The sequence below is a fragment of the Nonomuraea roseola genome (assembly GCF_039535395.1).
GTDB classification, from domain to species: Bacteria; Actinomycetota; Actinomycetes; order Streptosporangiales; family Streptosporangiaceae; genus Nonomuraea; species Nonomuraea roseola.
In genome coordinates this window covers 883,520-896,184 of record NZ_BAAAXC010000014.1, presented here as the reverse complement: position 1 = coordinate 896,184, position 12,665 = coordinate 883,520, and the positions used below count along the sequence as shown (strand labels likewise).

Below are 12,665 nucleotides of genomic sequence, written 5' to 3'. Positions count from 1 at the left end.
CCCGGCACGCCTGGCACCCCCGGCACACCTGGCACCCCCGGCACGCCCGGCACGGGCTCGCCGACGCCCGAGACGGCCACGGGCGGCGACCCGTCGGTGCAAGGCCTGCCCGAGCACGAGCTGTCCGTGCAAGGCCTGTCCATAAAAGGCCTGTCCGAGCGAGGACTGTCCGTGCGGGGCATGGACGCCGCGGGGATCGGCGAGCTGGCGCTGCGGGCAGGGATCGCGCTGCGGGAGCTGACGCCGCGCAGCGCCTCCCTGGAGGAGGCGTTCATGGAGCTCACCGAGGACAGCGTCGAGTACGGCGCCCGCCCCGCCGCCGCCGTCACGGAGGTGGCCCGATGATGGACGTGATGGCCTCCGAGTGGCGAAAGCTCCGCTCACTGCGTTCGAACGCCTACCTCCTGGCCGTCTCCCTCCTCGCCGTACTCGCCTGCGCCGGGGTGGCGTACCTGATGGGCCGGGGGTTCGACCACCAGACGATCGAGGAGCGGCTGCGCTTCACCAGCAACGGCAACGGGCTGGGCACCGGGCTGCCCGTCGCCTACTTCGTGTTCGGCACGCTGGGCGCGCTCGCTATCACCTCCGAGTACGCCACAGGGATGATCCGCACGAGCCTGGTGGCGGTGCCGCGGCGGCAGTTGTTCCTGTTCGCCAAGATCCCCGGCCTGGCCGCCGTCACCCTGCTCGCCGGCCAGGTCCTGGCCTTCGCCATGCACCTGGCCGCCCAGGCCGTGCTCGGCGATCGCGCCGGTCAACTGCTGCTCGACGGACGGACCCTGGGCACCCCGCTCTCCGAGCCCGGGGTGCTCGCCTCGGTGGCGGTCGCCGGGCTGACCATGGCGGCTGCGGCGCTGATCGGGCTGGGGGTGGGCGCGGCGCTCCGCTCCACTCCAGGGAGCCTGGTCGCCCTCGTCATGATCTTCCTGGTGCTCCCGGTCGTCGCACAGGCCCTGCCGTCGCCGCTGCGGGCGCAGGCCGGCTCGTACATGCTCGAGAACCTGCCGGCCCAGATCGCCGGGGTGGGCGGCGGCCTGCTGCCCCCGCCTGTGGCGGCCGCGCTGCTCCTCGTCTACGTGGCAGCGGCGCTGACGGCGGGCGCGACGGTGACCGCGCTGAAAGGCCGCCTCAAGGTGCTGGCCGTCGGAGCGGCCGCCACCCTCCTGGCCGCAGTGGTGGCGCTGCCCGCGGCCGGCGACGCGCCGGGCACCGGCCCCTCCAACCTGGCGTGGCGGCCGTGCACCGACAAGGACGCCCCCAAGGACATGCGCTGCGCCTCCGTCCAGGTGCCGCTCGACTGGAAGAAGCCGGCGGGGCGGAAGATCACCATCCCCGTCGCCGTGTTGCCCGCCTCCGGCGCGGAACGCCGGATCGGCGCGATCTTCTCCATCCCCGGCGGGCCCGGCGTTTCGGGCATCGACAAGCTGAAGCAGTTCCACGGCAGGTTCGCCAAGCTGCGCGACCGGTTCGACGTGATCAGCTTCGCGCCGCGCAACACCGTCAAACCCGGCGGCGTGCTGCCCTACGAGTGCCTGGCCGCCGGCCCCTACATCACCCTGCCGGACACCCGCGCCGAGTACGCCGCGCTCGCGCGGGCGAACCGCGAACACGCGCAGCGGTGCCGGTCGGCCGACCCGGAGTTCTTCGACCACATGGACTCGGCCTCCGTCGCCCGCGACATCGAGGCCGTCCGCGCCGCCCTGGGCGAGCAACGGCTGAGCTTCCTGGCCAACTCCTACGGCGGCACGCCCGCCGCGGCCTACGCCCGCCTGTTCCCCTCCCGCATCCGCGCCATGGTCATGGACGGCGCCGCCGACCACATCGAGGACGTCGCCGCCGGCGAGCCGCGCGCCTACGCGAGGATCGAGCGGCAGGTGGAGCGGTTCGCCGCCTGGTGCCGTTCTGCCACGGCCTGCGCCCTGCGCGGCCAGGACGCCGGCGAGGTGTGGCGCCGGCTGGTGAGCGCCGCCGACCGCTCACCAGTGCCGGTGCCCAACGACCCGACCGGGGCCGCCTACACCGGGTTCGACCTGAAGGTGGCCGCCGCCCCCAGCTTCGTCTCGCCCGGCACGGAACCCGACGTCCCCCGCTGGGTCCAGCTCGCCGACGCGATCAAGAAGGCCGCCGCCGGCGACGCCTCCGGCTTCGCCGACTACGTCAGGCAGGCCACGGGCGGCCCCAAGGTCCCCTCGCTCGTAGGACAGAACATGACGCAGTGCCTCGACGGCCACGGGTACGCAAGCTACGCGACCTACCGCAAGGCACTACGCAGGGCGGAAGAGCTCTCGCCGAACTTCGCGGGGCAGCGAGCGTGGTGGCCGCTGGGCTGTGTCGGCTGGCCCGCGCCCGTCACCAACCCGCCGGCACCGCTGCCGACCAGCGGGCTGGTGCCCTTCCTGGCGGTCGGCAGCTGGACGGACTACGAGGCCACCGCGAACATCGTCCGCCACGTGCCAGGCTCCTCAGGCGTCCGGTACGAGGGCCACGGCCACACGCTCTACGTCTACGGCAACAGCGGCTGCGTCGTCGCCCACGTCAACCGCTATTTCACGAGCCTGAGGCTCCCCCCGCAGGGCACCACCTGCCAGGCCACCGGCTGACGACAGGCCGCGCGGGGTTGCGGCCGATCCGCAGCGGAACCGCCGGCGAAGATCACCGGTTCAGAATCGGTATCGCCCGCAGCAGAACGAGGGCTGAGAGTCACCCCACGTGCCCGACCTCCGGGTGCTGGATCGACAGTTCGAGCGGGCGGTCGTCAGGCCGATAGCGGCCGTGCGGGTCCTCACAGGCCTGGAGCCGTGATGACCGCACTGATCGCGGCGCCCAGCAGCAGGGTCGCGCCCATGATCGGTCCGGCTGCCCGGCTGCTCGGGTCGGTGGTGCCCCGCAGGCGTGGCACCACCGACCCGAGCACGATCATTTGGACGACGCCGACGACAGCCACACCGAGGTCGTTCAGCAGCAGCGCCAGCGGCAGGAAATGCGCTGCCACGACCATCGCCACCCACCACGCCATCCACCGGGGTGCGCCGCGCCTGGCCAGCACGAAGCACCCGGCCCCTGCGGCGACGACCTCGGCCGCGACCAGGACTCCGAACCAGACGTACTTGCCCTCCAGCGCGGTCGGTCGGTCCCAGTTCGCGGCGGTCAGCACCCCGAAGGCCACGGCCAACCCGACGCCCAGCACCGCTCCCGCCCCCAGCCAGATCCGCCAGCGCCTGGGCGGGTCCTCCTGCGCCCAGCCGAACCACACGAAGGCCATCAACCCGAACCACGCCGTCGTGAAGCACTGGTCACGCAAGAACTCGCTAAGCATCGGCACTCATCTCATAGGTGGGCGATCCGGGGTTTGAGGCGGAACGTTTATACCTCATATGTCTTTCGACCCCCGCCGTACCGTCACGGCTGCTGTCCGCCGGTCGCGGCGCCGGCCGACACACGTCGGCAGGAGCGCGAGCGCTGGTACCCCCCGCAGCGCGGGCGCCCCTCGGACCGACCCGGCGGTGGGGCGAGGTCTTCCCGCCCTGGATTCCATACCTTCGCGGCAGGCGGTCGGAGTGCTTCTGCCCGATCTGGAGCGCCGCGCTGGCCGCCGCCACCATCTGCCACCACCAGCGCCGCGAGCACGACACGCACCACGAGAGCGCCGACCGCGTACCCCGTCAAGCCGTTCGCAGCATCTGACAGGGATGCCACAGGACTGTCGGGCACAAGCCGCGGCCGGTCGCTCCCCCCTTGCGAGCGGCTGGACCTGGGAGCGCTCGCTAGCGGGAGGGGATCACCACCGCCTGGGGGTTGCCGGGGGCGTACACCGTGATGCCCTTCGGCAGGGCCCTCAGCTTCTCGATCTCCGCGCAGGCAGGGCACTTGTCGTAGCCGTCCTGTCTGGCCCTGTTCGCCTCGGCCTCCGCCCTGGCCTGCGCCACCCTCGCCTGCGCCTCCGAGACGGCGGCGTTGGCCGCAAGCGAGCGGTCCACCGACTGCTGCACAGGCTCGGGCAGCGCCACCCTGGCCAGCGTGAACCGCAGCCCTGTCAGGTACTCGCCGCCGAGCGTGGCGGCCAGGTCGCGGGCCAGTGTCCTGTTGACGCCGTCCTGCACCTTGGCGATCGTGGCGTTGCTGTCCTGGGCCCTGAGCGTGGAACTGCCCAGCAGTGCACAGGACGGCACGAGCTCCGCGCAGCGCATGCCCCCGATCTGGATGCGCAGCGCGTTGTCGACGACCGGCCGTACGGCCTGGCCGAAGAAGGCCGACCAGCCCTCGTCGCCCTCCCACGCGTACAGCTCGCCCTTGTAGGTGCGCGTGCCGTACCTGTCGTCGAAGGTCTTCAACGTCGCGGGGTGGAGATTGAGGGTGAAGTAGAGCGTGCCCTCGATGCCGAGGTTCACCCCGTCGCTGCTGGGGACCGTCACGACGTCCACGCCGAGGGCGGTGGCGCGCTTGGCGTCGGCGGTGATGGTGTAGAAGCGCTGCTGGGCGGGGTAGGTGTGGACGGCCGACCACCAGCCGGTCCAGGTCAGGCCGGAGCCAGGCTGGATGACCTGGCGGACCTTGTTGTCGTCGAGCGGCCCGCCGTCGCGCACGACGGCGACCTGGCCGCCGTTCGTGCTCTCCCAGCCGCCGACCAGGCCGACCAGGACGGGTACCGCCAGCACGGCGGCGACGATGATCAGGATGACTCTCACGAGCACCTCCGGGTGGGCGGCGGTGGCAGCCGCCGCCCACGTCCCTTCGCGGCTACCTCGTGGCCTGGACGGCCTGGGCCTCCGCCTCCGCGCTCCTGGGCGCGATGGCGAGACCGAAGGCGGTGATCGCCAGCGCGATCACCACGTAGATGGAAACGGCGGTGGTCGTGCCGTAGGTGGCGTGGAGCTGCAGGGCGATGATCGGCGCGATGGCGCCGCCGACGATGCCCGCCACCTGGTAGCCCATGGACGCGCCGCTGTAGCGCAGGCGGGTGCTGAACAGCTCGGCGATGAAGGAGGCCTGCGGGCCGTACATCGCCGCGTGGGTCACCAGGGCGACCACGGCGGCCACGACGATGAGCGGGAAGGACTTCGTGTCGAGCAGCGGGAAGAAGAAGAACACCCAGACCGCGGCGCCGACCACGCCGGACAGGTAGACCGTGCGCCTGCCGTACCTGTCGGAGAGAGCACCGAACAGCGGGATCAGCAGCAGCTGGCAGGCCGAGCCGATGAGGACCGCGTTGAGCCCGACCGAGCGCTCCATCTTCAGCACGGTGGTGATGTAGAGCAGGATGTAGATCGTGAAGGTGTAGAAGGCCACGTCCACGCCGATGCGCGCGGTGAAGGCCGACAGCAGCGCGCGAGGGTGCGTGCGCAGCACCTCGACCAGTGGCATCTTGGCCTTGGCGCCCTTCTGCTCGACCTCGGCGAACAGCGGCGACTCGGTGATCTTCACCCGGACCCAGAGGCCGACCAGGACCAGCACGCCGGACAGCAGGAACGGCACCCTCCAGCCCCACGACAGGAACGCGGCCTCGGACAGGGTCGCGTTCAGGATGCCGAGCAGCGCGGTGGCCATGATGAAGCCCGCGGGCACGCCCACCTGGGGCCAGCTGGCGTTGAAGCCGCGCCGGCGCGGGTCGCCGTGCTCGATCGACATGATGACGGCGCCGCCCCACTCGCCGCCCAGCCCGAGGCCCTGGACGAACCTGAGCACGCCGAGCAGGATCGGCGCGGCCACACCGATGGCGTCGTAGCCGGGCAGCAGGCCGATGAGGAACGTCGAGACGCCCATGACCAGGAGCGTCACCACCAGGACGGTCTTGCGCCCGACCTTGTCGCCGAAGTGGCCGAACACGATGCCGCCGAGCGGGCGGGCGACGAAGGCGACCGCGTTGGTGACCAGGGCGAGCAGGGTCGCGCTGAGCGGGTCGAAGGTCGGGAAGAACAGCTTGCCGAACACCAGCGACGCCGCCGTGCTGTAGAGGAAGAAGTCGTACCACTCCAGCGACGTGCCGATCAGGCTGGCGAGGATCACCCGCCGCGTCTGGTGCATGTCATGGCTCCTAGCTGCGTGGGGGGTATTACGATCGAATCTAAGGATCGTTCAACAATTCGACAAGAGTTTTGTTCGATGATTCTCTTTGGACTGTGGATAACGCGGTGGCAGCGCTGGAGCACGATCGGTCCCGCCTGGGGCGCAGCAGTACGGCCGAGCGGGTGGCCGACATCCTGCGCGAGCGCATCATCGAGGGCCTGTTCGTGCCGGGGGAGCGCCTGTCCGAGGAGGCGATCGGCAGCGCGCTCGGCGTCTCCCGCAACACCCTCCGTGAGGCCTTCAGGCTGCTGGGGCACGAGCGGCTACTGGACCACAAGCTGAACCGTGGGGTGTTCGTCCGCGTCCTGTCGGCCGCCGACGTCGCCGACCTCTACCGCATGCGCAGAGTGCTGGAGGGCGCCGCCGTACGGCGCTGCGCCGAGGCCTCGTCCGAGGCGCTGCGGGTGATCGGGGAGACGGTGGAGGAGGCCGAACGCTCGGCCTCCGCCGACAGGTGGCAGGACGTCGGCACCGCCAACAGCCGCTTCCACCAGGCCCTCGTGGCTCTCAACCAGAGCCCGCGCCTGGACGAGACGATGCGGCAACTGCTGGCGGAGCTGCGGCTGGTCTTCCACGCGATGCGCAACCCCCGTTCCCTGCACGAGCCGTTCGTCGAACGCAACCGGCTGCTCCTGGGGCTGCTGGAGGCGCGGCGGGCGGAGGACGCGGCGACGTATCTCGAGATCTACCTCGACGACGCCGAACGGCTGCTCCTCCAGGCGTACGAACCCGCAGGCTGACCCGCCGACGTCTTCCACCTCCAAGTCGGACCCGCCGGGCCTCGCTGCACGGTGGCCGGTACGACGCGATACCGCCCCGCTCCACGTCCGACCGCTCGACTTCGCCCTGCCGGATGGACTTCGCCCTGCCGGGTGATGTCATCCGCTGGTGACGTCGACCCCAGAGATCTCGTCGCCCCCGAAAGCGCCCCTGGCGGTGTCGTTGCCTCGGTTTGCTCCCCGCTTGACCAACCTGGCCGCGCGGACTTCGCTCCCCAGGGAGGTTCGCGTCGCTGGGTGACGTCGTCCCGAGAGATCTCGTCGTGCCCGATAGCGCCCCTGACGGTGTCGTCTGCCTCGATTTTGCACCGTTTCGACCCCGGGCCCCAAGGGTCGGCCCTCCCAGGAGTACCTCTCTGATCGGCTCGGCGGCACCTGCCCGCGTCCGGACACCCTGACGGCTTGTGCCGGCCGTACCGCAGCTGTGGCTGACCTGTGACCAACCGATCTCGCGATGGGGGAGTCCAACCGGTTGAAGAAGGAGAGGGGTCATGAAAAGGACACTTCTGGGGGCGGCGGCCGTGGCACTGGCCGTCGGCGGGACGATCGTCCCGGCACACGCGGACACCACCGCGACCACCACCACCACCAAGTCGACGGCCGCCGAGTCGGACGCCGCCACCGCCCGCATGGCGTGGGTGGGCGCGTGCAAGGACGCGGACGGGCTCAGCCACCCGTGCGGTACCTGGCGCGTCAGGCTCAGGGCCGGCGGTACGGTCACCGTCGCCGGCGCCGCCGCCACCGCGGTGGACGCCCGCGGGCGCAAGGCCGACATCGTGGCCGCGTTCGCCATCAGCGGCGACGGCCAGTGGATCCTCTACGAGCGCGTCAAGGACCACCGGCTGGTCGTGCGGAAGGTCGCGGGCGGCAGGGGGACCGTCCTGCCGGCCTCGCTGACCAGGAAGGGCACCGACAGCCTGCGAGCCCGGCTCTCGCACGCGGGGGACAGGGTGCTGGTGGAGCACAACGACGAGGCGGGGCGCGAGCCTGGCAAGATCGTCACGGTCGCCACGGGGAAGATCCTGAAGCTGCCCGCCGCCGACGATCTCGAGGGGTTCAGCGGCGACGGCGACGAGGCGCTGGCCACGCGCCACAACAACGACAACACCACCACGCTGGTCGCGCACGGGCTGGACGGACACAGCGTCGCCAAGGTCCCGCCGCAGGTGGTGATGAACGCCTCCACGCGCGCCCTGTCGGCCGACGGTCACACCGTCGCCGTGCTCATCGGCGGCAACGCCGACACGCGCGTGCCGCCCAAGCTGCGCCTGTACGACCTGACCACCGACCGGCTGTCGGCTGCGGTGACGCTGCCGCTCAAGCCGGACGCGACGGTCTACCTCGCCCACTGGACCGGCGACGGCAGGCTCACGGTCAAGGCGCACACGGGCGGGGACGAGAAGCCGACGGTGGTACGGGTGCTCACCGTCGACACCACGACGGGCGCGGTCAAGCCCGCCGACACGTTCACGGTCACCGCCAGGAACTACACCTGGCTGACGGCGGGAGAGTGACGAGATGAAGATCAGAATCCTGGCGGCGATCGCCGTCGCACTGGCGATGCTCGGGCTGCCGGGCACGGCGCTGGCCGACCCAGGGCACGGCGCGATCCGCTACGCCTCCGCGAAGGGCTGCGTGAAGAAGGACGGCGCCACCGTCCCGTGCGGCACCTGGCGGCTGGTCAGCCACGAAGGCAAGGTCACGCTGCTCAAGGACGCCCAGCTACGGGCGGTCGGCGCGAACGGCAAGGAGGTCGACTACGCGGTGGCGCCGCTGGCCGTCTCCGGCGACGGGCAGAAGGTCGCCTACTTCAGGAAGGACGGCAGGCTGGCCGTCCGCACCGTGCACGGGGGCGTCACCCTGCTGCCGAAGGACGCGCTGCCGCCCAGGACCAACCAGTACGACGTGGTGCTCCAGCTCTCCGACGACGGCGCGCGGCTCGCGGTCGTCACGTCCAGGGTGCGGCTGTTCGACACGGCGACGGGGAACAAGCTGGGGACGCTGCCCAGGTACCAGAACTTCATCGGCTTCAGCGGCGATGGAGACAAGGTCCTGACCAGCGCCGACGGCGACGAGTCTGTGATGGAGATGCACGTCTTCGACCTGGCGGGCAGGCGGCTGCTGTCGGGCACGCCGCCGCAGCTGGTTTCCAGCAACGGCCCCTACGCGCTCAGCGCCGACGGCAGGACCATCGCGGTGCATGTGGCGGGGTCGAAGGTCGCGCTGTACGACCTGCACTCCGACCAGATGGTCAGCAGCCACCTGATCAAGCTGCCCAAGGAGGGGACGGTCCACAAGCTGGACTGGACGGGCGACAACCAGGTCACCCTGCACGTCTCGCAGTACCCGGAGGGCAAGGCGACCAGGATGACGGTGATGCAGCACGACGTGACGTCGGGGGCGACGCGCGTCCGTGACAGCTACTCGATGCTGAAGGACACGTTCGTCTTCGCCGCCTGCGGCGGCTGAGCGGTCCCCCTGCCCGCGGCGCGCTGAAGGTGTGGCGCCGCGGGCCTTCCCCCGTCGCCGGACGGCAGGAGGGCGGTGGGCTCGCGGATGTGAATCCGCAGAAGGTTCCGGCCGCCCTGCGGCACAATGCCTGCATGAAGGACCGGACCGTGCGGATCTCGAAGTACCTCGCCAGGCACCTGCGCCACGATCCGGGCGCGATCGGGATCACGCTGGACGCGCAGGGCTGGGTCCCGATCGACGATCTGCTGGAGGCGGCGGCCCGCCACGGCTTCCCCATCACCAGGGAGGAGCTCTCCCTGGTGGTGTCGGACAACGACAAGCAGCGGTACGCCATCGAGGGTGACCAGATCAGGGCGAGCCAGGGGCACTCGGTGGCGGTCGATCTCGGGCTGGAGGCCGTCGAGCCTCCGGAGATTCTTTACCACGGGACCGTCCCTCGCAGCCTCGGCGCCATCAAGGCGTCGGGGCTGCTGCCGATGTCGAGGCAGCACGTCCACCTGTCGGCCGACAGGGACACGGCCGTGCGGGTCGGCGCGAGGCGGGGGGTTCCCGTGGTGCTGGTCGTCGCGGCGGGGGAGATGCACGCGGGCGGACACGAGTTCAGGGTCAGCGCCAACGGGGTGTGGCTGGTGGCAGCCGTCCCGCCGGCGTTCCTCCGCTTCCCCGGCTGACACCGCCGGATGTGACGGTTTCCCGGCCGGGGCGGGATGGGGGATCCCCAGGGGAGCGTGACGGGTTGGCGGGGGGCAGGGGCTTGCCCCGGAAGGGGGATGACAGGTCGACGCGGGGACCGTGGACGGGTGAGAGCGTCGGAGGGATCGTCACCCGGAACGCGATCCGCCCCGGTCCCCCGGGTGCCATCCGCCGGTCAGGAGACAGGCAGGCGCACCCGGAGACCGGGGCTGGGGAATCGCGAGGGGACTACGCGCCCGAGTACTGCGGGTAGCCGTACCCGACGACCTGCGACTTCGGACGGACACGCTGCTCGACGGCGCCGTTTCCCGTGTTGCCCTCGACCGTGGTGATCGTGCCGTTGCCGTTGTCCTTCTCCACGAAACCGACGTGGTTGATGGAGCTGATGCTCTTGCTGCCGCTCCAGGAGAAGAAGACGACCGCGCCGGGCTTGGGAGTGGTGCCCCAGCGCTCGTTGTTCTTGAACCACTTGGCGTGGGCGACGGTGTAGGCGTCCCAGCCGACCTGGGGACGGGCGCCGGTCATCTCACCGACCCAGGAGACGAACATCGCGCACCACGCGGCGTTGGCGTACGCACGGGGGCTGCCGCCGTCACGGGCGACGGTCTCCTTGGCGCGCTGGGAGTTGACGTACCACTGCTGGAACTTGGTGCCGCCGCCGGAGGAGTTCTCCTTGACGCCGATCTGCTTCTTCGCCTCGGCCAGGACGGCGCTGGCGGTCGGCATGGCGGGGACGCGCTGCTGCTGCTTGACGGCGGCCTGCTTGCCGTCGGTCTTCGCGGCCATGGCGGCCACGTGGGACTTGTCCTGGGGGGCGGGAGCGGTGTCGGCCTGGGCGGCCTGCGTGGGAACAAGAGTGCCTGCGAGAACCGCGGCGCCGAGGGCGGCGTGGGCGTAGGTCATCTTGGGGGCACGGCTACGACGGTGCTTGGCCATGAAAAGGGGAGTCTCCTTGCTCAGCTTCATGCCGCTTACCGGGTTAGCTGACGGGTTCGGACGTGAAGCTGCCCTACGGCACGGTGTGCCGATTCACCCCAGAAGGATTGGGTCCCCGGTTCCGCATGGTGCGGATTCAGCGGTCACAGGCATAGGACCTGTGAGTGTTTTGCAATGTCAGGCAATGTCCGGTTCGTCCGGTTTATGCCTGGAGTGACCCCAAGGTAATACATGAGGCAAGTTGGATACAAATTGATAAAGGTCCCGCGATCATCTACGGTCAGGTCATGTCGCCCCAGGACCTGTTCAACCACGGCCTGCAGGAGGACGGACGCCGTCCACGCGAAGCTCGAAGATGGTATCTCCTGGCCATCGAGTCAGGGCACCAGGAGGCCGCCCGCAGAGCGGCCTTCAACCTCGCCCTCATCGAGGATGAGGACGGCCGGATCGACGAGGCCCGGCACTGGTACGGCAGGGCCGCCACCCCCCGGGCGATGTTCAACCTCGGGGTCCTCGAGGAGGGCTGTGGCAACGCCGAAGCCGCTCGCCAATGGTACGCAAAGGCGGTGGAAAGTGGCCACCCGGAGGCCGCCCCCCGGGCGATGTTCAACCTCGGGCTGATGGAGGACCGGGCGGGCCACCGCGCGAGGGCCCGCGGCCACTACCTGATGGCCGTCGGCTCCGGCCACGAGGAGGCGGCCACGAGGGCCCGCGCCAACCTCGAGGCGCTCAGCGAGCACCCAGCCTGACCCTGGCCTCCTCCAGCATGCGCATCATCGCCAGGCTCTCGTCCAGCGGCATGATCGCGCTCTCCGTCCTGCCCTCCGCCAGGGCCTCGCGCACCTCGCGGATCTCGCCCGCGTAGCCGTTCAGGGCGGGGTCGAGCACGTGCTCCTCGGTCTCGAACCCGGGGCCCGACAGCGTGATGCGCTGGGGCGCCCAGAACGGCGCGGCGATGTCGGCGCGCAGCCCCGTGCCCACCACCGTCGCGGTGTTGGCCAGCGGGCTGATGAGCGAGGTGTCGAGCAGCGCGCGAGCCCCGCCCTCGTAGGTCAACAGCGCCCCCACCTCGGCGTCGACGCCCGAAGGAGCGAGCGATCCTGTGAGATGCGTCTCAGCGGGCTCGCCGAGCAGCAACTGCGCCAGTCCGAAGGGGTAGATGCCCAGATCGAGCAGGACCCCGCCGCCCAGCACGGGGTTCCAGAGGCGGTGCTCCTCCTGGTAGGGCAGGACGAAGCCGAAAGAGGCCTGGACCGAGCGCAGCGCCCCGAACCGCTCCTCTGTCAGCAACCCCCTGATCAGCGGGTTGAAGCGCATCCACATGGCCTCCATGAGGAAGACGCCCGCCTGCCTGGCCAGCTTCACCATCCGCTCGGCGTCGGCCAGCGAGGCCGCCAGCGGCTTCTCGCACAGCACGGCCTTGCCCGCCGCGATCGCCGCCTCGGCCACCTCCAGGTGCTGGGCGTGCGGGGTGGCCACGTAGACCACGTCCACCGCGGGATCGGCGCACAACTCGGCGTAGGAGCCGTAGGCCGACTCCGCGCCCAGGGTCGCGGCCAGCTGCGCCGCCCTCCCCCTGTCGCGCGAGCCCACCGCGGCCACCCGCATCCCGGGCTCCGCGGCGATCACCGCGCCGACAGTCCTGGCGATCCCACCGGTCGCCGCGATACCCCAAGCCAGATCAGCCATGAGAGCCTCCTTCAGAGGTCAATCATGAAGGAT

At 70.7% G+C, this 12,665-nt stretch carries 11 protein-coding genes and 1 riboswitch; of the genes, 6 read left to right on the top strand and 5 right to left on the bottom strand.

Annotated elements, in window-relative coordinates; genetic code table 11:
* The first annotated feature begins 341 nt into the window (after positions 1-341).
* Positions 342-2,600, top strand: a complete 2,259-nt coding sequence (locus ABFX55_RS22600) for an alpha/beta fold hydrolase (RefSeq protein WP_346123986.1) — start codon at positions 342-344, stop codon at positions 2,598-2,600.
* 182 nt (positions 2,601-2,782) lie between these two features.
* Here the strand turns inward: ABFX55_RS22600 and ABFX55_RS22595 are convergent, their stop codons facing one another.
* From ABFX55_RS22595 to ABFX55_RS22585, 3 genes are all read right to left on the bottom strand, one after another.
* Positions 2,783-3,316, bottom strand: a complete 534-nt coding sequence (locus ABFX55_RS22595) for a hypothetical protein (protein ID WP_346123985.1) — start codon at positions 3,314-3,316, stop codon at positions 2,783-2,785.
* A 448-nt stretch (positions 3,317-3,764) separates the two neighbouring features.
* The gene (locus tag ABFX55_RS22590; protein WP_346123983.1) at positions 3,765-4,685 is read right to left on the bottom strand and encodes an SPFH domain-containing protein; all 921 of its coding nucleotides are present in this window, start codon (positions 4,683-4,685) and stop codon (positions 3,765-3,767) included.
* Between the two features lie 52 nt (positions 4,686-4,737).
* A complete protein-coding gene (locus ABFX55_RS22585) occupies positions 4,738-6,021 on the bottom strand; it encodes an MFS transporter (RefSeq protein ID WP_346123981.1) in 1,284 nt (427 codons plus the stop codon).
* A 107-nt stretch (positions 6,022-6,128) separates the two neighbouring features.
* Here ABFX55_RS22585 and ABFX55_RS22580 point away from each other — a divergent pair, with 107 nt between their 5' ends.
* The 4 genes from ABFX55_RS22580 to ABFX55_RS22565 all read left to right on the top strand — a co-directional run bounded on the left by ABFX55_RS22580 (position 6,129) and on the right by ABFX55_RS22565 (position 9,985).
* Complete coding sequence (locus ABFX55_RS22580; protein ID WP_346123980.1) at positions 6,129-6,803, top strand: GntR family transcriptional regulator; 675 nt, start codon at positions 6,129-6,131, stop codon at positions 6,801-6,803.
* 530 nt (positions 6,804-7,333) lie between these two features.
* Positions 7,334-8,356: a hypothetical protein gene (locus ABFX55_RS22575; protein WP_346123978.1), complete on the top strand. Its 1,023-nt coding sequence runs from the start codon at positions 7,334-7,336 to the stop codon at positions 8,354-8,356.
* Between the two features lie 4 nt (positions 8,357-8,360).
* Positions 8,361-9,311: a WD40 repeat domain-containing protein gene (locus ABFX55_RS22570; RefSeq protein ID WP_346123976.1), complete on the top strand. Its 951-nt coding sequence runs from the start codon at positions 8,361-8,363 to the stop codon at positions 9,309-9,311.
* A 134-nt stretch (positions 9,312-9,445) separates the two neighbouring features.
* Positions 9,446-9,985 carry an RNA 2'-phosphotransferase gene (locus ABFX55_RS22565; protein WP_346123975.1) on the top strand — a complete coding sequence of 180 codons (540 nt, stop codon included), beginning with the start codon at positions 9,446-9,448 and terminating at the stop codon, positions 9,983-9,985.
* Positions 9,986-10,235: 250 nt separating this feature from the next.
* Here the strand turns inward: ABFX55_RS22565 and ABFX55_RS22560 are convergent, their stop codons facing one another.
* A complete protein-coding gene (locus ABFX55_RS22560) occupies positions 10,236-10,943 on the bottom strand; it encodes a CHAP domain-containing protein (RefSeq protein WP_346123973.1) in 708 nt (235 codons plus the stop codon).
* Positions 10,944-10,960: 17 nt separating this feature from the next.
* A riboswitch (cyclic di-AMP (ydaO/yuaA leader) is annotated at positions 10,961-11,095 on the bottom strand.
* A gap of 135 nt (positions 11,096-11,230) precedes the next feature.
* On the opposite strand from ABFX55_RS22560, the gene ABFX55_RS22555 reads away from it, so the two are divergent.
* On the top strand, positions 11,231-11,692 hold the full coding sequence (locus ABFX55_RS22555) for an SEL1-like repeat protein (protein WP_346123971.1): 462 nt from the start codon (positions 11,231-11,233) through the stop codon (positions 11,690-11,692).
* Here ABFX55_RS22555 and ABFX55_RS22550 read toward each other — a convergent pair.
* Positions 11,673-12,632, bottom strand: coding sequence for a Gfo/Idh/MocA family protein (locus tag ABFX55_RS22550; protein WP_346123970.1), 960 nt, complete (start codon positions 12,630-12,632; stop codon positions 11,673-11,675). The two genes, ABFX55_RS22555 and ABFX55_RS22550, sit on opposite strands and share 20 nt — an antisense overlap.
* Positions 12,633-12,665 lie beyond the last annotated feature (33 nt).